This is a genomic window from Pseudoalteromonas rhizosphaerae (assembly GCF_902498845.1).
In the GTDB taxonomy this organism is placed as follows: domain Bacteria; phylum Pseudomonadota; class Gammaproteobacteria; order Enterobacterales; family Alteromonadaceae; genus Pseudoalteromonas; species Pseudoalteromonas rhizosphaerae.
Map to the genome: position 1 here is coordinate 414,884 of NZ_CABVLM010000002.1, position 20,844 is coordinate 435,727.

Here is a 20,844-nt window from a genome sequence, read left to right on the forward strand (position 1 = left end):
TTAACTATGAAAATTGGTATTTTATCTCGTAACAAGAATTTATATTCAACGCGTCGTTTAATTGAAGCAGCTGAGATGCGTGGTCATGAAGTAAAAGTGATCGATGCATTACGTTGTTACATGAACATTAACTCTGAGCAACCAGAGATCCATTATCGCGGTGAAAATTTAAAAGATTTTGATACCATAATCCCGCGTATTGGTGCTTCAGTTACTTTTTATGGTTGTGCAGTACTGCGTCAGTTTGAAATGATGAATGTATTTCCTGTTAATGAATCAGTTGCTATTTCACGTTCGCGAGATAAATTACGTTCGTTACAGTTGTTATCACGTAAAGGCGTTGGTATGCCGGTAACCGGTTTTGCCAGCAAGCCAGATGACGTTAAAGACTTACTAGAAATGGTTGGCGGTGCACCTGTAGTTATTAAGCTGTTAGAGGGTACTCAAGGCATTGGTGTGGTGTTAGCTGAAACACGTAAAGCTGCTGAGAGTGTTATTGAAGCCTTTATGGGCTTAAAAGCTAATATCATGGTACAAGAGTATATTAAAGAAGCTGGTGGTGCTGATATCCGCTGTTTCGTACTTGGTGACAAAGTGATTGCCGCAATGAAGCGTCAAGCACAAGATGGTGAGTTCCGTTCTAATTTACACCGCGGTGGCAGTGCAACATTAGTGCGTATTACGCCAGAAGAACGTAGAACAGCAGTAGCTGCAGCTAAAGCAATGGGCTTGAACGTAGCTGGGGTTGATTTACTTCGTTCATCTCGCGGACCTTTGGTAATGGAAGTTAACTCTTCACCAGGTCTTGAAGGTATCGAAGTAGCAACAGGAAAAGATATTGCAGGCATGGTGATCGAATTTATCGAAAAAACCGCTGCAACCAAAAGGACCGCAACGCGTGGCAAAGGTTAGAATCAATAGTGCGTTTACTTTATTAGGTGAAACGGTGGGTGTCGGTGAGCGTAAGACGCTGGCCCTAGAAGCAGCTAAGCTGTACACCCATTCGCCGTTGAATATCCCAATAGAGGTAGTGAATGGAGTTCAAGCAGGGCCTGTTTTAATGGTCTGTGCGGCTATTCATGGTGATGAACTCAATGGCGTAGAGGTCGTACGCCAATTATTAGCAAAAATAGATGCTAACCAGCTGCGTGGTACGCTGATTGCTGTGCCGATTGTTAACGTATTTGGTTTTATTCATAAGTCACGTTATTTACCTGATCGCCGTGATATGAATCGCAGCTTTCCAGGTTCTATTCGTGGATCGCTTGCTGGACGTATGGCACATATGTTCTTTTCGCAAGTGGCCATTCATTGTACGCATATTATTGATTTACATACTGGCGCAATACATCGCACCAATTTACCGCAAATTCGCGCAGATTTGAGTGATGAAGCAACGGCACAAATGGCGAATGCATTTGGTACACCAGCCGTTATTGATGCGTCACTTCGTAATGGTTCACTGCGAAGTGAGGCCGCGAACTTAGGTATTCCGGTGATCACATACGAAGCTGGAGAAGCGCTGCGGTTTGATCCAATTGCAATAGCGGCTGGTATGCAAGGCGTTGATTATGTCATGCGTCATTTAAAAATGATCCGTGGCAAGCGTGCTAAAAAGTTACCTGAGCCAATTATTGCCAGCTCTACCAGTTGGGTGCGTGCTGAAGTCGATGGCATTGTGCGTGCGCAAGTATCATTGGGTGAGCGAGTAATGAAAGGGCAAATATTAGCTTATATCAGTAGCCCACTCGGTGATTCTGAGCTGGAATTATTAGCGCCAAGAAGTGGTATAGTGATTGGTCAACAAACTATGCCACTGGTTAATGAAGGTGATGCAGTGTTTCATTTAGCATATTTTGCTCACGCAAACAGCTTGGTAGAACAACAGCTTGAAACCTTTATTGATGAAATAAGTGATATTGAAGATGAGTTAAAAACAGCGGAATTAAATAATTAATTGCTGATTGTAACTGATCAAAAAAGCCGTTTAAGGATATTCTTAAACGGCTTTTTGTTATGTGCTTTTCGTTTATTGCAGCTTTTTAGGTCCAATAGCGCGCTTAACCGCGATTGCTTTAGTAGGTTTCGGCTCTTTATTTAAAACCATCACCGGACGAGTAACAAATAGGTTATTAGGATAAATAACTCGGTGCCCATCAACATGTTCTAATACCACATTCATCAAGCCCATCTCGACAATACGCCCCTCAACAAAGTTCGCGCCGTCAATAACTCTAACCCAATAACCAACACGACAGTCATTCTGAATAAACATTAGCAAAAACGAGGTCAGATTGCTTAATAGCGACCAAGCTGCAAATAGTGCAACACCTAGCATGGCAAACAAGGATGAGCCAAGTACCAGTAAACCCCGTAATTCAATACCCCAAAAAACTAACACTAAGCACAGCATTACAAATGCGAGAATAATTTTCAGTAATAGTTCGGCACGATATTTACGGTGAATATCGACTTTGCCCTTAATAGTTTTTTCGAGTAATTTTTTAGTCAGTTTTAATAGTACAGGAAAAAGTAACAGAGCAACTAAAGTGACGATGAGTTTATACTGCGTGCTAAGAATATCTAACAGTTCCACAATCAATCCAAATGCGGTTTAGGAGCAACTAGTTTAGCGTTTTTAGCACACTTTAAAAGGAATTTTTTACAGTGACTAGCCATTGAATAGAATCAACATCATCACTTTTATCAAGTGGAGCGGCGATATCTAAATGGATCACAGTACCTGCATTTGCTCTGCTTGGGGCGAGTCGTAACCCGATACCTATATTTTTCAATACTTGGCCATTTTTACCGTTATTTTGGTCATTAAACCAAGCGCGACCAATATCAAAAAATGCAGCTCCACCAACTTTAAACAGCTGAAGCAGGTCGTATTCCCAATAATAGCGTTTTTCAAGATTAACTAAAAAACTACGATCGCCTTGTTGGTAGTCTAGCGGATAGCCACGTAGGCCATTTTCGCCGCCTAAGATTAGCTGTTTGTCGGGGGTTAGGTTTTTAGCATAGTCTAAGCGTATTTTGGCATACCACGATTGTTCAAAACTGGTGTTTAAATAATACTGCACTTGAGTGCTCGCGAGTAAGTTCTCTACTTTGCTTTGTTGTTCGTTCCAATTACCATCTAGGCTAGCATGAAAGCGCCAAAGGGTATTATCGCCACTAAAATGAGCTTTTTTCGCATCAAAAGAGTAAATAGCGCGGCTATCGTCATTGCTTAACTCTTCACTTGCATAGCCTAATAAACCTTGCACATTCCAACCAAGATTTAAATCTTCAGTACGATAAATACTGTCGAAATTACGCACTTTTATGTAGTGATCCTCAAACCAATGACCACTGATATATGGATAGCTTAGCTCTCGCTTTTCTGCCAATGGTATGACGGTATTTACAGTGCTTTCAAATGCTTGTTGTTCATGGGTGTAACCGACGCTAATACGTTGAGTCCAATTATTAGCAAGCTGTTTAGAGTGGCCAAAGTGAATACGATTATAGTCTGTTTTCTGGATAAATTGACTGAATACTTCACCACGTTTATAGAGAGATTCAATTCGTTGATCAGAGTAGCTTAATAAGCCATAGCTGTAAGGCGTATCAATAGAGTAAAAAGGGTAGCTAAGCTCGAGTAAATGGCGTTTACCATCGTCGTTATCTGAGTATTCTATACGACCACGGTAGCGGCTAGAAAGTATATTAGGATCATCATAAACAAACAGGTAACCATTACGTTCTGCATCGGTAGTGCGAGCAAGTGACAAACGTTTACCCCAGCCAAATAAATTGGATTCGCGAAACCCAATGCTCGATTTATTTTCGCCACCACTGCGGCTGAAGCTAATTTCTGGTAGTAACGTCCATAAATCGCGGGTGATCACTTTTACATTAATGTCACCATCGCAGTTAGTTTCTGCTTTTATTCTGGCATCGTATAGATAACCTTGACGACGTAATAAGCGCTCTGATTCGGCGAGTTTTTTCGGCTCATAGTGATCACCAGGTTCGAACAATAAAATATTTTTTATAACGTCTGGCTCAGTGGTCATATGAACACGATTGGCAAAGCGAAATAATGCGTTATTTTCTGCTTCTAAATTGGTATTGAAGACGTTGAGTTGATCAAGTTCGACCTGGGCAATTTTGGCTTTGTTGGTTTTTTCTGGCAGTGTCTCATCGACATCAAGTTGGCGACGGAGATTTTTTTCAGTGGGTGTAATTGTGCGTTGATTACTGCAACTTTGCTGTTCGTCACCAGATGATTGCGCTAAGCCATAGGATGAATAGAGCAAAGTGCTGCAACAGCTAAACAATAAAAATGCATAAGCGTTATTTACAACCATTGAAATCCTTTATTATGGGTTTTTACCGTTAACCCACTACACACTAAGTTTGTGTATAAGTCTACCTCATTGTTGCAATAGTGTGAGGAAATAGTGTGCTAAGGCTGCTAATAAATGCTCAGCTTCAATGCCTTCGCCATTAATCCAAATACTGTTACTGTAGTGTTCAAAGTTTAAATTAAAGCTTTGCTGTGCATACGTAAAGCGACATTGGTGGCGATCCGCTCCCGCTGCAAATTCACCAATTACTATTTCTGGGCCATGTAAAAATAACTGTGCCCAAAGCTCGAAATCATCATCGTTGGGCATTTCGCTGGGGATAATAATAATGGCATTATGTTGATTATCAAGTTGCAACTGAGTCATCAATTTTCTCTTTATTTAAGACTGGGCTAAGTAGTCGCGTATGGCGTGTAAAAAAGGGCTGCCGTACTTATTGAGTTTAGTAAAGCCAACCCCTGACACTTTGAGAAATTCACTGTCATTGGTTGGCATCAGTTGCGCCATTTCTGCGAGGGTTTTATCGTTAAATACTACATATGGTGGCACATCATCCGCATCGGCAAGCTCTTTACGTAAGGCGCGTAGTTTGGCAAATAGCTTTTTATCGTAATTAAACTGAGCGAGCTTGTCTTGGTATACGTGCTTCGCTTGCAGACGTGGTTCAGCCATTTGCAGCGCGTATTGACCTTTCAAAATAGCGCGAGCACCTTCGGTTAAGCGCAGTGCTGAGCCTTGGGTGATATCTTGACTCAGTAAGCCTTGGTGAATCAGTTGGCGTAAAATACTGAGCCAAAATTCACTACTGTGGTCTTTACCTATGCCATAAGTGCTGAGTTGGTGGTGATTGTTATCCCTAATGCGGCTGGTATTTGCTCCGCGCAGTAGCTCAACTATGTAGCCTAAACCAAACCGTTGTTCGGCACGATACACACACGAAAGGGCTTGTTGTGCCACTAAAGTACCATCAAAACTTTTTGGTGGATTTAGGCAAATATCGCAGTTGCCGCAAGGTTCGCGTTGATATTCACTAAAGTAGTTAAGAAGTATTTGTCGACGACATGTTTGTGCTTCTGCGAAGCTGGCCATGGCGTTAAAGCGTTGCTCTTCGACACGACGACGTTGTTCATCTTCAATGTCTTCAAAAAATCGCCTAACACGGCCAATATCGGCCGGATCAAAATACATAATAGCTTCAGCGGCCAAGCCATCACGGCCAGCACGGCCAGTTTCTTGATAGTAAGACTCGATACTTTTGGGAATATCATAATGCAGTACAAAACGGACGTTGGGTTTATTAATGCCCATGCCAAAGGCAACAGTAGCCACCACTATTTGAATATCGTCACGGGCGAAACCGGTTTGTACAAATTGGCGTTGCTCGTTACTCATACCTGCATGGTAAGCCGCTGCGTTCATTCCAGCATCAGCGATCTTTTCAGCTATTTCATCAACTCGTTTTCGACTGGTGCAATAAATAATACCACTTTGACTTTGTTGTTCTTTTAAGTAGCGAAGTAATTGCGCCAGCGGTTTGAATTTCTCTTCAATGGTGTAACGAATATTTGGTCGATCGAAACTACCAGTGTGTATATAGGGGGCATTTAAACCAAGCTGCTGGACAATATCAAACCGCGTGGCTTTATCAGCTGTCGCTGTGAGCGCCATCATAGGTACATCTGCAAAGCGTTGTTTTAGTTCGCTTAAGCGGCAGTAGTGAGGGCGAAAATCATGGCCCCAATGTGATACACAGTGAGCTTCGTCAATCGCAAATAAACTAATATTAAGATGACTTAAGCGCTCTTTAAATTCATGTTGCAGCACTTTTTCAGGTGCAACATACAGTAGCTTAAGCAAACCACTGTGCAGTTGTTGATATATTTGCTGCTGTTCGTCGCGGTTTAAACTGTTATTGATATACGCTGCTTTCACCCCGAGCGCTTGTAATTGTGATACTTGATCTTGCATAAGGGAAATTAATGGCGAAATAACGACTGTCAGACCGCTTAAGGCAAGCGCGGGCACTTGGTAGCATACTGATTTGCCGCCGCCAGTTGGCAGCAATACTAGCGAATCTTGGCCGTTAAGGGCTGCATTGATCACCGTTTCTTGGCCATCACGAAATTCGCTATAACCAAACACTTGTTTGAGTATAGCTGCGGGACTGCGCACTACGGTGCTTGCTGTGGGATTTGGTGTATTCATCGCGGACATTTTAGAGCTTTTAGACGACCTTGCATAGGTGCTTTTTATCGCACTTTCTTTTTAGTTGTGCTTTACTCATCTTACCAGTTATAAAGTCGCGGATAATAATAATGAATAAAGCCCAATTAATTGACCAAGTTGCTAAAGTTTTTGTAGAGCAAATGCCGTTTAACCAGTTTTTACAAATAAAAGTTAAATCACTAGATGCGGAACAAGCGCAAATAAGCTTTCCTTGGCAGGATGTCTTTATAGGTAATCCCGCTCAAAAAATTCTCCACGGTGGGGTGATCTCTGCGGTGCTTGATAATGTGGGGGGGATGCTCGCTGCGGCGGCGATGATAGATAAGCTCACTGAGCTTAATATAGTTAGTATTCAAACCAAGCTAGCGACACTCGGCACCATCGATTTGCGCACTGATTACTTGCGTCCAGGCAAAGGGCTTGAATTTACCGCTAGTGCCAAGCTAATTCGCTCCGGTAATAAAGTATGCGTATGTCGGATGGAGCTCCATAACGAACAAGGCATTCAAATAGCTTTTGGCACGGCAACTTATTTAGTTGGATAAAGCGTAGCTGGCAGGTAAACTAGCGGCCTTTCATCTACATAAGAAACAATCTATGCCAACTAATCCTGAACAGCGTAAAGGTGTTATCTTAGCCTGTATGGCTTTTTTTATGTGGGGCTTAGCACCTATTTATTTTAAATTACTACAGCATATATCAGCTTTTGAAATACTGATGCATCGTGTGGTTTGGTCGGTATTATTCATCGTCATCATTGTTGCAGTAATGAAGCAATGGCATAAAGTACAGCATGTGCTTAAACACCCTAAACTCATTGCTATGCTGGTTATTACGGCCACCTTACTTGGCTTTAACTGGGGGCTATTTATTTGGGCGGTTAATAATGATCATATGCTTGATGCAAGTCTTGGTTATTATATCAATCCGTTATTAAACGTACTGCTAGGTATGCTTTTTTTAAGTGAAAAACTACGCAAATGGCAAGCGCTAGCGGTTGCTCTGGCGTTATGTGGTGTGGTGATCCAAGTTATTAGTTTTGGCTCATTTCCGGTGGTCGCACTTTCATTAGCAGGATCATTTGCGGTGTATGGCTTACTTCGTAAAAAGTTACCTATCGAATCATTGCCGGGGTTACTACTAGAGGCATTAATATTATTGCCAGTTGCTTTAGTATATTGGTGGTTAATGGCGCCATCGAATAGCTCTGATTTCGTAGCGAATGATTGGCATACTAATGTATTGTTGATCAGTGCAGGCGTTATTACCACACTGCCACTACTTTGCTTTACAGGTGCTGCCAAGCGATTGCAGTATACTACCTTAGGGTTTTTCCAATATATTGGGCCAAGTTTAATGTTTGTGTTGGCGGTGGTATTTTATGGTGAAGTATTTAGTCCTGAACGAATAGTAACATTTGCTTGTATTTGGAGTGCGCTGGCTATCTTTAGTTGGGACTCCTATCGACAATCACAAAAGCGTAAACGTGAAAATATCCCTGCACCCACTAAGCCTGTTTAAGCAATGACTTTATTGCGGCCAGTTTCTTTGGCTTCATAAAGCTTAATATCGGCCTGTTTTAATAATTCATCAATTTGATAAACAGGCCCGTGTGCGTAACCAATAGACAGCGTAAATTGAATTTTTTCTTTGCTAAATTCAGGGCTATTGAGCTCAACAAAGTGACGAAAATTATCCAGACGTTTTAATACTTCATCTTTATTTGTGTCATTAAAATACACAGCAAACTCTTCACCGCCTAAACGAGCCGCCAAGTCTTTTGTAAAGTATTTTGCAAAACAAATTGAAAGTCCTTTTAGTACTTCATCACCAGCATCGTGGCCATAGGTATCATTGATTGCTTTGAAATGGTCAATATCGAGCATCGCCAAAGAGGGAATTAACTCTTTTTTCTGCAGTTGTTTTAATGATTTTGTGGTTTCTTCAAAGAAGTAGCGACGATTAGGTAGTTTAGTTAAATAGTCAGTGTTCGCTTGCAAGCGAATGGTGGCAATTTGTTCCAGCATGTCAACGTTCTGGCTCAAACGGCAATAAAATTCTTCGTTATTAAATGGTTTGCGTAAATAGTCGTTTGCGCCATTTTTCAAAAAACGCGCCGAAAGATGCGCTGCATTTGAGCCGGAAATACCGATTATTGCTTTTTCATCATTACTGTATAAGCGACGAATTTCACCACATAACTCATCACCATTCATGTTAGGCATTTCGTTATCTGCAATTATAACGGCTATATCGGGTGTTTGTTCGAGCACTGCAAGTGCTTCAATGCCATCACAGGCTTGTAATATTTGATATTTATGACGTTTAAGCAAGCTGCATATATGCAGTCGTGCTGATAGTGAGTCATCGACGACTAAGACTTTAACGTTTTCGTTGCGAGGTAAGCGCTGTAGTTGCTTTTCTAAATAATGGTAGGCTTGCTTGTTCTCTTTAGTGATGTAATCAATTATTGGATATTTTTCGACGATATCACGGGTCTTTGCATCTATATTGCCGGTCATTACTATAGTAGGAATTTGAGCTTCAATAGTGCAGGGTACAGCCTCGCCTTGTGGTGCGTCAGGTAGAATAAAGTCTACTACAGCGCAAAAATAGTTATTTTTACTAATTAACTCTTTTGCTTGCGCTAAGGAACAGGCTATATCTGCATCATAGCCAACTTTAATTGCAATGTGCTTTTGCACTCGCGCTATAGTTGGCGTATCTTCAATGATGAGTATTTTTCGTGTCACGTAACACCTTGTTTTTGGCATCGCCAAGTTTGTTCAGTTATACAAGTTGTAACTGTTAAAACACGAAAAAGCAAATAACACCATTACTTTTATAAACTATCAGACTCCGAATAGTAGTCTGGATTTTGTGGTGCAGGACTTGAAATTTTAGAACGCCCAAACAGAGTATGAAACTTTGCTTTACACGTCGTTAGCTTTAGGTATTTAATCCACGCACGTTCAATTGCGTTGGTTGGTTCTTGATTACCAGAGACAACGGCAAAAAATTGTTCTTGGATTTCATTTTGTGGTTCAAGGGTTTTATTATATAACCCTTTTAGAACAACACCGTGTTGTTCAAGGATACTGGCTTCTAGTAAGGTAAAATTACCGCTGCGGCCGAATCCGCGCGGAAAGTTTTGATCATCATAAAACTGACGTTGGCTTACAAATGCTTGGCGAAGTAGTGAAATATCATTGCTCATGGCTGTTTCCTCATACCCTATTTTCAAGCTGGAGTATGGATCAAGTTGCGCAATTTATTAAACAAAAAATTTTTATCGTGAGGATAAATAATTGGATATAGATTTATTGAAAACCTTTGTCGAAGTGGTACGTACTCGTCACTTTGGGAAAGCGGCTGAAAACCTTTACATTACGCAGTCTGCGGTGAGTTTTCGAATTCGTCAATTAGAACAAGGACTAGGGGTTAATTTATTTATCCGCCAACGTAATAACATCCAATTGACGGCACCAGGGGAACGCTTATTACCCCATGCGCAAATGATTATTACTGGTATGCAACGGGCTAAAGTCGATGTTGCTCTTGCGGATAATATGCATAAGCAAGTGAGTTTAGCAGGGACGCCTAATATTTGGGATGCTTTTTTACAGTTTGGTATCACTAATATTGTTTCTGCAATGCCAGGGGTATCGCTGGTGGCTGAAGTTAAAGCACAACAAGAAAGCACACGGTTATTATTAGAGCGCACCTTAGACCTAGCTATTTTATTTGATCCACCAAAAGTGGATGAATTAGTAGTTGAGCGTATTTGCACCTTGCCAATTATACCTATAAGTGCATTTGAAGGAGCTGCGAATGAAAACTTTTTTGATAATCAATATGTCTATGTTGACTGGGGAACTACCTTCTCTCTTTGGCATGCACGGCAATTTACTGGTCACACTCCACCATATTTTCGCACCAGCACAGGACGCATTGCATTAGATTTGATACTACAATGTGGAGGTAGTGCATTTATTCCTGAAGTTTTAGCGAAAAGCCATATAGATAAAGGGGAGCTACATCGAGTGTCTGATGTGGAACATACTTCTCGGGATATTTTTGTCGCTTATCACAGAGATAATGAGCAAAAACCCTTGCTTGAGACGTTGGTTAATTTATTACTGGAATTAACACCAACAATAAGCAGTGAATTTAGTGCTAAGTAAGCTATATATGACAGTTTTATGTTGATTTGATGTCTTTTGTTGTTCCTTTTTATGAATAATATGAGTCACAAATGTTTCGGTTGTAATATTTCTGTCATTTACCACAGGCAAAATGCAGCGAATTAAAAATTAGTCTGTTGCGTTTATTGAGGAAATAATATGAAATTTGCAAAGTCGAGCTTATTACTAGCTGTGTTAAGTGGTTTATCTTTTTCTGCGTTTGCTGATGTTGATGTGTATGGTAAAGCAAATGTCTCTGTGCAATCTTCGGATGACGGGGAAGGGTCATTCAGCGAAATTAAAAGCAATGCATCGCGAATTGGTTTTAAAGGTTCTGAAAACATCAGTGATGGCTTAGAAGCTATTTATAAGTTCGAATTTCAAGTTAATGTTTCTGATGATTCAAAAGACACGGTTACATCACGTAATCAATACGTTGGTTTAAAAGGTGGATTTGGTCAATTAGTGATTGGCCGTAATGATACTGCTTTAAAGCAATCACAAGGAAAGTTGGATTTATTTGATAACCTTGAAGGTGATATCAAAAATTTATTTAAAGGTGAAAACCGTCTTAGTGATACAGTTACTTATTCATCAAAGGATTTAAGTGGCTTTAAAGTGCTTGCAACTTACGTTGCAGAAAAAGACAGTGATGGCGATAGCGGTTATTCATTAGCACTTACTTATGGCGATGCTGGACTGAAGAAAAGCAATGTTTATGCATCAGTTGCTGCCGACAGTGAAGTTAATGGTTATGATGTTGTACGGGCTACCGTGCAAGGGAAGGTAGCTGATTTTAAATTAGGTGCAATGTACCAAAGCCAAGAAAAAGTGGATGGTAGCGGTGATGCCGATGGTTATTTAGTTAATGCGGCTTACACTCTTGATAGCAATACATTTAAAGTTCAATACCAAGTAATGGATTTTGATGCGGGTGATAAAAAGTCTGCCATCTCTGCAGGTGTTGATCACTCATTGAGCAAAAACACCACGTTATTTGCCTTCTACACTAATTTTGATATGGACAGCAATGTAGATCAAGATTACTTAGGTGTTGGCATGGAATACAAGTTTTAGTCTTTAGACCGTTGAAAAAGCCTTACTTATTACAGTAAGGCTTTTTACTATTAAGCTTGTGCATACACTGATTTACCCGCAAGCCAGCGATTGATTAGTTGTTCTACTTGTTCAGGATACTGGCGGAGCATTTGTAGTGCGATAGGTCTGACTAAGTTGAGTGTGTGCTTATCTCTGGTTAAGTCAGCAATTTTAAATTCCGCTAAGCCTGTTTGTTTAGTGCCGAGCACTTCACCTGGACCACGAATTTCCAAATCACGTTCAGCAATTACAAAACCGTCATTGCTATCTCTTAGAACAGCCAAACGTTTTTGTGCAGTATGAGACAGCGGTGCGTGGTATAAAAGCACACAATGGGATGCGATTGCACCACGACCAACTCGACCACGTAACTGATGTAATTGTGCAAGGCCAAGCCGTTCAGGATTTTCAATGATGATCAAACTGGCATTCGGCACATCTACACCGACTTCAATGACCGTTGTCGCCACTAATATATGAATCTTTCCAGCTTTGAACTCGCTCATAATGGCTTGCTTTTCTGCTGCTTTCATACGGCCATGAACTAATCCTATAGTTAACTCTGGCAGTGCATGAGTTAATTGCAGTGCGCTATCTTCTGCTGCTTGGCATTGCAATGCTTCCGATTCATCAATTAAGGTGCATACCCAATATACTTGACGACCTTGCTCGGTACAGGCTGTTTTTACACGAGCAATAATTTCATCACGACGCGTATCAGGTAGTGCAATGGTTTTAATTGGGGTACGTCCTGGTGGCAACTCATCAATCACGGACGTTTCTAAATCGGCATAAGCTGTCATCGCCAGTGTACGTGGGATCGGTGTTGCTGTCATAACCAGTTGATGGGGATAGCAATCACCAAAACGGCCTTTTTCTCGTAGCGATAAGCGCTGATGGACGCCAAAGCGGTGTTGTTCGTCAATAATAATAAGCACTAGGTTATTAAATGTTACTTGTTCTTGAAATAACGCATGAGTCCCAACAATCATTTGCGCTTCACCTGATGCTATTTTTTCAAGCGTTGCGCTGCGTTCTTTTCCTTTGGTTTTACCACCGAGCCATGCTGTAGTTATACCTAAAGCCGTAAACCAATTTTCGAAAGTAATGCCATGTTGTTCTGACAGAATTTCGGTGGGTGCCATTAATGCCACCTGATAGCCCTGTGCGATAGCTGTTAAGGCGCTCAGTGCCGCAACTAGGGTTTTACCTGAGCCAACATCGCCTTGTACTAAGCGCATCATTGGATAAGGAGACTGCAAATCGTTTTTTATTTCAGCGACGACTTTGTTTTGCGCGTTGGTTGGAGCAAAGGGGAGCTGCGCTAAAAAATCATGCTCCAGATGATTAATAGGGTTCAGAGCAACTGCTTTTACTTGCTGTCCTTGTTGACGTAATTTTAATAAGCTCAAATTTTGCGCCAGTAACTCTTCAAACACTAAACGTTGTTGAGCCGGGTGCAGGCCTTGCTCTAATGCGGTGATATCTACATCATTAGCGGGGCGATGTAAAATTAGCAGTGCTTGAGTTAAATCCATACCAGCGTGTTGGAATTGCACTGGCAATAACTCTTCTACCTGATATTTTTCAAGTAATGCAATCGCCTGATCACTTAATGCACGGATCGACAGTTGTTTTAACCCTTCCGTTGTCGAGTAAACAGGCGTTAGTGTGGTCGCTGTTGGTTGTTCGCTCGGTGTATCGCTGAGGCTGTATTCAGGATGAGTCATTTCATAACCCACTCTGCCACGTCGTACCTCGCCAAAACAGCGGATCACCTTACCGCTACTTAAGGTATTCTTTTGTGCTGCAGTAAAATTAAAAAATCGCAGGGTGAGTCGTCCAGTACCATCGTTAACTTGGCAAACGAGCATTTTACGTTTACCAAAGGTAATTTGGCTGGTTTCTATGGTGGCTTCAATACTGACATGACTATGCACAGCTAAATCACTGATAGCATAAATACGGGTGCGGTCTTCATATCGAAGCGGTAGATGAAAGAGCATATCTTGCACTGTGCTAATGCCGAGTTTTTTTAGCCGCTCGGCCATCTTTGGACCAACGCCTTTGAGGTCAGTGATTGGGTAGCGGCTTAAAGTTGGCTTTGACACAATACGCTCAAATCTTTCATTTTTAGATACTTTTTAGTTTACGTGTGAACAGGCTTGTCATCAAGCATGTTTTAATTTGTGCCAAAACTCATCATCAGCGATGATTTCACCATTTTCATCGAGGGCTGGATAGGGTTGCGATTTTTCTTTGCATTTTTGTGCAATGATTGGGTGGCAACCTTCAAATAGCATCTTATGTTTTATGCTCTCATCCAGCATGGTGCGCTCATATAAGCCAGCTTGCAGGCGTTGGTTTTGTGCTTCAAATAATATCAGTGCAGCGGCCACAGACACATTCAGAGACTGCGCCATACCTTGCATTGGAATAATAATGTTTTTATCTGCGTGGGCAAGTGCTTGTGGAGAGATCCCGGTTTTTTCTTGGCCGACAATAATGGCTGTTGGCAGAGTATAATCAATCTCACGGTAGTCAACAGCATCAGGGCATAAGTTAGTAGCGAGTATTTGTACTTGCGGATTATGCTGGCGCATCATAGCCACAGCGCTGTCGATATCTTTATGTAAGTGAGTTGCGATCCAATTTTTACTGCCCCCAGAGGTATTATTGGTGAGCCATTTTTGGTTTTGTGGCCATACTGCATGAACATTATGGCAACCCACAGCATCAGCGCTGCGAACAATTGCAGACAAGTTATGGTGTTTGTGCACATCTTCTAAGCACACGGTTAAATCGGTTTGACGACGATCTAGTACGTGTTTAATGCGATGATAGCGGGTGTTTTCCATTTTTAGCCTTGTCTGAACTCATAAAATTGCCGCTATTATACGGGAATTACCGTCTTAAGGCATTACTGAGCGGCTAATTGGGTTTTGCAGTGATATTAGCGTTTCGGTTGACTGAATAGCTTCGATAGCTTGAATCTTATTGATCAATACATCTTGTAAATGATCAATTGAACGGGTCATTACCTTAATAAAAATACTGTAGTTACCGGTTGTGTAATAAGCCTCAACGACTTCTTCAAGTTCCTTTAGATGCAATAAGGTTTGTGGGTAGTCTCGAGCATTATTGAGGTTGATGCCAATAAAACAACACACATCGTAGCCTAACTGCTTGGCATTGACGCTAACTTGGGTGCCTGTAATGATCCCCGCTTGTTTCATTTTTTCAATCCGTACATGAATTGTACCTGCGCTAACGGCGAACCGTTTGGCTAATTCTGCATAGGCTGTGCGGGCATTATCCATTAATGCGTGGAGGATCTGTTTATCAAGATTATCGATTTGATAATTTTCCATATAAATATCATCTTTAAATTATTGAATCATCATTTTTTATACCACTAAATTAATCAAATTAATATGGTAAAGGTGTTTTTGTTATTGGTTATTGAATTAAAGTGCAAAATGATTGAGGATTGCTTTAACGACATGGTTGCTCATAGTGCAATCATGCATTTATGCAAGTAACAATAACTGGGAATGAGGCCAATTATTATGAGTTCACACTTTGTCCAGCAACAGCTGCAAATTAGTAAAGTTAAACAGTATTTTTCACACCAGCTAGAACAACAGCTAGGGTTAATTGAAGTACAAGCGCCTATTTTGGCTAGAGTAGGCGATGGTATCCAAGATAACCTAAGTGGCACTGAAAATGCGGTTGCGGTAAAAGTTAAAACTATTCCAGCGAGTCAATTTGAAGTGGTTCACTCTTTGGCAAAATGGAAGCGAAAAACACTAGCTGAGCACGGCTTTGCAATTGGTGAAGGTTTATACACACATATGAAAGCGTTGCGCCCGGATGAAGAGTCATTAAGCCCCATCCATTCAGTTTATGTTGATCAGTGGGATTGGGAGAAAGTAATTTGTGCCAGTTCTGAGCGCTCTCTTGATAAGTTAAAAGAAACAGTACAAGCCTTGTATAAAGGCTTAAAAGCAACCGAGCAATTTGTTGCTGATGAATTTGCTATATCACCATTTTTACCCGCTGATATTACTTTTGTACACAGTGAGCAGTTACGTCAAATGTACCCTGATTTTACCGCCAAGCAGCGCGAAAAAGCGATTACACAAGAATATGGTGCGGTGTTTTTGATCGGCATTGGTGGGGCATTAGCCGATGGTAAGATTCATGATGTACGCGCACCTGACTACGATGATTGGTCGACTCAGACCTGCGAGCAATACAGTGGCTTAAATGGTGATATTTTACTGTGGAACCCTGTGCTTGAAGATGCTTTTGAAATTTCATCAATGGGTATTCGCGTATCACCAGAAGCACTAGTTGCACAGCTTGCAATTACCGGTGACCAAGCTCGTTTAGAATTTGATTGGCATAAGCAACTACTAGCTAAACAATTACCACAGACAATAGGTGGTGGCATTGGTCAATCTCGATTGGCGATGTTGTTATTACAAAAACCTCACATCGGTCAAGTACAAGTAAGTGTATGGCCGGAGGAGTTAAAACAACAAGTGGCTGGTATTTTATAACGTAGACGAGACAATAGAGACTATCTGCTGTTAGTCTCTATCTGCTTGCGATCAACTGGTTTTAAATTCAATCTCTATTTTTCCTTCTTGCAGTTTTACGTTACAAGGAGGATAGCTGCGATTTGTTCTTAATACTTTATCGAAAATGTGGATTTCTACCCCAGAATGCAATTTTTTATTGACCGCTAAATTAGCATTATCAAGTAGTTCATATAGACTTTGTTCTAGCGTTGTTAGGCGTTTTTCTAGCTGCTCTGCTTGTTGGCAATAATGTTGCTGAGTAGCTCCAATTTTAGCGAGCAATAGTTTTTTCTTATCTAAATCTTTTACTAAATCGGCCTTTTCTAGCGTTGCTTGCAGGGTGTCTAATTGCTCATCGGTTTTAGCTAATTCTTTAAGGCATTCATCGGTTTCAGTAGTAACAGACTTTCCTGAAGCAACCATGTTTATGAGCATTTTAGCGCCAGATTCATTACCAATTTCACCAGCGATAATCATTCCGGCATCCAGGATCTCGCCACCAAATAACTTCCCTTGTGGATTGTCTGCTTGGCCTATCTGTAAAAGCTTAGTCGCTTTCATTGCGCAGTGGCTAGCTTGGCGCTCAATAAAAATATTATTACCTTCAAGGTAGCTATATTGGGAGTGAGATAAATGAATATCACCGTTACAAATAATTTTGCACGAAAGCGTTTTATCATCTAGCTGGTGGCCAATCACACCTTGTTTAATGGTGATATTACCTTGCGCTGTCAGCTCTCCGGATTCAACCGTGCCCATCACAGTTATATCGCCTTTTGCGGTTACTTTCATGCCAGGCTCTATATTATGAGTGACAATAATGCTGCCATCAAAGTTTATATGGCCGCTTTTAACTGTGACATCGCCAATCGTAAAAATATCATCAACGCGCATACCATTTTGAATTTCGACTGGTACGCCCGCAATACTTGAGATTAATTCAAGAGGATTAGTTTTTGATATTTCACTGCCCTCACCAGCAACTAGCGGGCTACTTTCTCCTGCTTTTGCCGGAAGGACATCGCCTTTTACGGTAAAACCTTCTTTACCAGGGGTTGCGGGTTGCTGTCGAACTAATAATGTACCGGGTTCAACACTTGCTAACTTGCCAAAGTCGCGCATATCGACAGTGCCATCTTCGCGCAGTTTCGGGGTATGCAAACGCTCTTTTAAAGTTAATACTTGAGGGAGTAATTTTGATGATTTGCCGTCTTCTGGTAAGCGACCTTTAGCGAGGATACCTTTAACGGTAGTGCCAGCGGGTAATTCAAATTGTTTTTGTAGCAGCTGCTCTAAAAATGCTTGTTTGTAGCCCCGAGCAACCCCAGCTTTGATCAGCTGCTGTTTCGCTTGATCAAGGGCCAAAACTTTGCCACCTTGTGCGAGTGTGAGTTCGCCTGTTGCTAACATTTTATCATCACTGAGTGTAACAGTTAGTGTGGCGTCATGCTTACTGGCAACCACTAAACTACGTTCGCTACTAGGCTCTTTAAAAAAAGCATTGATAGCATCATAGTCTATGCGACATTCACAGAATGTTGATTTTTCTAGAGCCTCAATAACAAAAGCGGCACTAGGCGGCGAATGTTCTATAACATCGAGTAGTACATTACCGTTATGAGCAAGCTTAAACACGGATCATCCTTTTACAACACTTAAGTTAAAGGTTTTTATAATTATATAAAGATAGAGTGCTAGAGATTTGAATAACTGTCAAGAAGATCGAGGAAAAGGGGACTGATGAGTTAATACACCTAAGTATAAATACTTAGGTGTATTGCTGTAAGCTTAATTTGTTGAAGGCAATTCCATAATACCGTCAATTTCAACTTGCACGTTTTTTGGTAATGCGCGCACGCCAATTGCTGCTCGGGCAGGATAAGGTGCTTTGAAGTATTGGCTCATTACTTCATTTACCGTCGCAAAGTTAGATAGATCAGTTAAATAGATATTAACTTTTACCAAGTCTTGGATGTTGCCACCGGCTTCTTCACATACCGCACTAATATTTTTAAATACTTGATGTGTTTGTTCTGCGAAATCTTCAGAGATCACTTCCATCGTTGCGGGAACTAATGGAATTTGACCCGATAAGTAAACTGCTGTACCAACTTTTACTGCTTGGCTATAAGTGCCGATGGCAGCAGGTGCTAGATCCGTAGAAATAAATGCTTTATTCATGATTTTCCTATATTATTTTTTACGATAGACTTTTTGCACATCAGGCATTACGCGAATGCGGCGCATGATATTAGCAACATGGACACGGTTTTTCACGGTGATCCCTAAATCTATCACGTATAAATTACTTTCTTTTTCGTCTGTGGCTATTTCTATTATGTTTGCTTGAGTTGTAGCAATTACATTGGTTAGTTTTGCGAGTGCGCCTTGGTGGTTTATGATTTCTACACGCAGTGCTGCAATATATTCTTTTTCTGGATTATCATCCCATTTAACAACCAAGTACTTGGAGCGTTCAGTTTCCCAGCCACGAATATTTTTACATTCTTGGCGGTGAACCGTGATGCCTTTACCTTGGCTTATATGTGCGGTGATAGCATCCCCTGGCACTGGTCGACAACATTTAGAATAATTAACTAGCATGCCTTCAGTACCAATAATGGTCGCTTTAGCATTTTTAGTCATATCGCCTAAATCATCATTGTCATTTTGCAGTAAGCGGCGTGCGATCAGCATGCTCATTAAATTACCGCAGCCAATTTCAACTAATAGCTCTAATACAGTATTGAGTTCATGTTCTGCTAATACGCGACTAATATTTTCGTCAGGCAGATCATCGAACTTCGTTTCACCTAAAGCTGAGTCGAGTAAGCGACGGCCAAGTAATAAAGCTTCTTCATGATGTTGGCTCCTCAGGTAATTACGAATTCCTAAACGTGCTTTACCGGTAACAATAAAGTTTAACCACGTTGCGTTAGGGTGCGCACCTGAGCTGGTAATCACTTCAACTGTTTGACCCGTATCTAATGCTTTACTTAACGGATGAGGTTTGCGGTTAACGCGTGCACCCACACAGGTATTACCAACATCGGTATGGACCGCGTATGCAAAATCAACGGCGGTTGCACCCATAGGTAACTCGACTATGCGACCATCAGGAGTGAACACGTAAATTTCTTCTGGGAATAGCTCTGTTTTAACGTTTTCAACAAATTCAAATGATGAGCCTGCGCTTTGTTGTAATTCCAACAAACTTTGCATCCACTGACGTGCACGTTGTTGTGCAGTGTGGCCTGCGTTATCACCGGATTTTTTATACATCCAATGAGCAGCAACTCCTTTATCTGCCATGTGATCCATATCGTGAGTACGGATCTGGATCTCAACAGGGATCCCATGAGGACCAACTAATGAGGTATGCAACGATTGATAACCATTAGTTTTAGGTACTGCTATATAATCTTTAAAGCGAGTTTCGATTGGTTTATATAAATTATGGGCAACGCCAAGTACCCGATAGCAGATATCCATTGAATCAACTGCAATTCTAAATGCGTAGATATCCATGACTTCATTAAACAGTAACTCTTTATTAAGCATTTTTTTATAAATACTATATAAATGTTTTTCGCGCCCAGAAACAGTGGCTGTAATGCCAGCTTCTTCAAGGCGTGCTGTTATCTCGGTTTGGATATTTGAAATGACTTCTTTGCGATTGCCGCGCGCTTTGGCAACTTCTGACTTTAAAGCGCGATGACGCATCGGGTAGAGGGCTTGAAAACCTAAATCCTCTAACTCATTTTTAATATCGTGAATACCTAAACGATTAGCAATCGGCGCATAAATCTCTAACGTTTCGCGGGCAATACGTCGACGTTTGTCAGGACGTAATGCTCCAAGAGTGCGCATATTATGAGTACGATCAGCAAGTTTGATTAAAATAACACGAATATCTTGTGTCATTGCCATAATCATTTTTCGATAGTTTTCAGCTTGGAATTCTTTTTTATCTTTAAAGCTGAGCTTATCAAGTTTGCTTACGCCCTCAACTAATTCTGCGACTGTCTCACCAAAAATTTCGGCTAAATCTTGTTGGCTAAAGTCGGTGTCTTCAATCACATCATGCATTAATGCAGCCATTAACGTTTCGTGATCTAAATGCATACCAGCCAGAATTTGGCTTACTTCAACAGGGTGAGTAATGTAAGGTTCGCCACTTGAGCGAGTTTGACCCTCATGGGCCTCTCGGGCTACCACATAGGCTTTTTGTACCAGCTCTACATCAGCAGCAGGTAAGTATTCTGATATTTTCTTTTTTAGACCTTCAAAAAGATACATTCACACTCCAATGTTCTCGTGAAGCAAATAGGTAACGGTATGTTAAGAATATACGATGAAAAGAAGGGATTGCCAACGGCTAGAATAGAAATA

19 protein-coding genes are annotated in these 20,844 nt (G+C 41.0%); 7 read left to right on the forward strand and 12 right to left on the reverse strand.

Features of this window, described 5'->3' with window-relative positions:
• Positions 1 to 6 precede the first annotated feature (6 nt).
• Together rimK and PSR9079_RS04980 are read left to right on the forward strand one after the other, a co-directional pair.
• Positions 7 to 912 (forward strand): 30S ribosomal protein S6--L-glutamate ligase, encoded by a 906-nt coding sequence (gene rimK / locus PSR9079_RS04975; protein ID WP_145237045.1) that lies wholly within the window; start codon positions 7 to 9, stop codon positions 910 to 912.
• Positions 899 to 1,957 (forward strand): succinylglutamate desuccinylase/aspartoacylase family protein, encoded by a 1,059-nt coding sequence (locus PSR9079_RS04980; protein ID WP_145237048.1) that lies wholly within the window; start codon positions 899 to 901, stop codon positions 1,955 to 1,957. The genes rimK and PSR9079_RS04980 overlap by 14 nt, the downstream gene beginning before the upstream one ends.
• 72 nt (positions 1,958 to 2,029) lie before the next feature.
• Here PSR9079_RS04980 and PSR9079_RS04985 read toward each other — a convergent pair whose 3' ends face one another.
• The 4 genes from PSR9079_RS04985 to recQ form a co-directional block, all read right to left on the reverse strand.
• Complete coding sequence (locus PSR9079_RS04985; protein WP_149980644.1) at positions 2,030 to 2,596, reverse strand: mechanosensitive ion channel domain-containing protein; 567 nt, start codon at positions 2,594 to 2,596, stop codon at positions 2,030 to 2,032.
• A 52-nt stretch (positions 2,597 to 2,648) separates the two neighbouring features.
• On the reverse strand, positions 2,649 to 4,358 hold the full coding sequence (locus tag PSR9079_RS04990; protein WP_149980645.1) for a POTRA domain-containing protein: 1,710 nt from the start codon (positions 4,356 to 4,358) through the stop codon (positions 2,649 to 2,651).
• Between the two features lie 66 nt (positions 4,359 to 4,424).
• Entirely contained in the window at positions 4,425 to 4,724 is a 300-nt protein-coding gene (locus tag PSR9079_RS04995; protein WP_145237057.1) for a DUF3630 family protein, read from the reverse strand.
• Between the two features lie 15 nt (positions 4,725 to 4,739).
• Positions 4,740 to 6,563 carry a DNA helicase RecQ gene (recQ, locus tag PSR9079_RS05000; protein ID WP_149980686.1) on the reverse strand — a complete coding sequence of 608 codons (1,824 nt, stop codon included), beginning with the start codon at positions 6,561 to 6,563 and terminating at the stop codon, positions 4,740 to 4,742.
• A gap of 110 nt (positions 6,564 to 6,673) precedes the next feature.
• Between recQ and PSR9079_RS05005 the strand changes: the two genes are divergently transcribed.
• Positions 6,674 to 7,129 carry a thioesterase family protein gene (locus PSR9079_RS05005; RefSeq protein WP_149980646.1) on the forward strand — a complete coding sequence of 152 codons (456 nt, stop codon included), beginning with the start codon at positions 6,674 to 6,676 and terminating at the stop codon, positions 7,127 to 7,129.
• Positions 7,130 to 7,181: 52 nt separating this feature from the next.
• On the forward strand, positions 7,182 to 8,105 hold the full coding sequence (gene rarD / locus PSR9079_RS05010; protein WP_149980647.1) for an EamA family transporter RarD: 924 nt from the start codon (positions 7,182 to 7,184) through the stop codon (positions 8,103 to 8,105).
• On the opposite strand, the gene PSR9079_RS05015 is transcribed toward rarD, so the two are convergent.
• Positions 8,102 to 9,337 (reverse strand): response regulator, encoded by a 1,236-nt coding sequence (locus PSR9079_RS05015; protein WP_149980648.1) that lies wholly within the window; start codon positions 9,335 to 9,337, stop codon positions 8,102 to 8,104. The genes rarD and PSR9079_RS05015 overlap by 4 nt on opposite strands.
• Before the next feature lie 89 nt (positions 9,338 to 9,426).
• Complete coding sequence (locus PSR9079_RS05020) at positions 9,427 to 9,801, reverse strand: MaoP family protein (protein ID WP_145237075.1); 375 nt, start codon at positions 9,799 to 9,801, stop codon at positions 9,427 to 9,429.
• 91 nt (positions 9,802 to 9,892) lie between these two features.
• Between PSR9079_RS05020 and PSR9079_RS05025 the strand changes: the two genes are divergently transcribed.
• Complete coding sequence (locus tag PSR9079_RS05025; RefSeq protein WP_149980649.1) at positions 9,893 to 10,768, forward strand: LysR family transcriptional regulator; 876 nt, start codon at positions 9,893 to 9,895, stop codon at positions 10,766 to 10,768.
• Between the two features lie 159 nt (positions 10,769 to 10,927).
• Entirely contained in the window at positions 10,928 to 11,845 is a 918-nt protein-coding gene (locus PSR9079_RS05030; RefSeq protein ID WP_149980650.1) for a porin, read from the forward strand.
• A gap of 50 nt (positions 11,846 to 11,895) precedes the next feature.
• On the opposite strand, the gene recG is transcribed toward PSR9079_RS05030, so the two are convergent.
• Genes recG through asnC form a run of 3 tightly spaced genes read right to left on the reverse strand, consistent with a single transcriptional unit; the run spans position 11,896 to position 15,237 of the window.
• A complete protein-coding gene (recG, locus tag PSR9079_RS05035; RefSeq protein WP_149980651.1) occupies positions 11,896 to 13,977 on the reverse strand; it encodes an ATP-dependent DNA helicase RecG in 2,082 nt (693 codons plus the stop codon).
• Positions 13,978 to 14,037: 60 nt separating this feature from the next.
• Entirely contained in the window at positions 14,038 to 14,724 is a 687-nt protein-coding gene (gene trmH, locus PSR9079_RS05040) for a tRNA (guanosine(18)-2'-O)-methyltransferase TrmH (RefSeq protein WP_145237089.1), read from the reverse strand.
• Between the two features lie 54 nt (positions 14,725 to 14,778).
• Positions 14,779 to 15,237 carry a transcriptional regulator AsnC gene (gene asnC / locus PSR9079_RS05045; RefSeq protein ID WP_145237092.1) on the reverse strand — a complete coding sequence of 153 codons (459 nt, stop codon included), beginning with the start codon at positions 15,235 to 15,237 and terminating at the stop codon, positions 14,779 to 14,781.
• Positions 15,238 to 15,435: 198 nt separating this feature from the next.
• On the opposite strand from asnC, the gene asnA reads away from it, so the two are divergent.
• Positions 15,436 to 16,431 carry an aspartate--ammonia ligase gene (asnA, locus tag PSR9079_RS05050; RefSeq protein ID WP_149980652.1) on the forward strand — a complete coding sequence of 332 codons (996 nt, stop codon included), beginning with the start codon at positions 15,436 to 15,438 and terminating at the stop codon, positions 16,429 to 16,431.
• Positions 16,432 to 16,482: 51 nt separating this feature from the next.
• Here asnA and PSR9079_RS05055 read toward each other — a convergent pair whose 3' ends face one another.
• The 3 genes from PSR9079_RS05055 to spoT all read right to left on the reverse strand — a co-directional run bounded on the left by PSR9079_RS05055 (position 16,483) and on the right by spoT (position 20,751).
• Positions 16,483 to 18,087, reverse strand: coding sequence for a flagellar assembly protein A (locus PSR9079_RS05055; RefSeq protein WP_149980653.1), 1,605 nt, complete (start codon positions 18,085 to 18,087; stop codon positions 16,483 to 16,485).
• Between the two features lie 153 nt (positions 18,088 to 18,240).
• Entirely contained in the window at positions 18,241 to 18,633 is a 393-nt protein-coding gene (locus PSR9079_RS05060; protein ID WP_145237101.1) for a RidA family protein, read from the reverse strand.
• A gap of 12 nt (positions 18,634 to 18,645) precedes the next feature.
• Entirely contained in the window at positions 18,646 to 20,751 is a 2,106-nt protein-coding gene (gene spoT, locus PSR9079_RS05065) for a bifunctional GTP diphosphokinase/guanosine-3',5'-bis pyrophosphate 3'-pyrophosphohydrolase (RefSeq protein ID WP_149980654.1), read from the reverse strand.
• Positions 20,752 to 20,844: the final 93 nt, after the last annotated feature.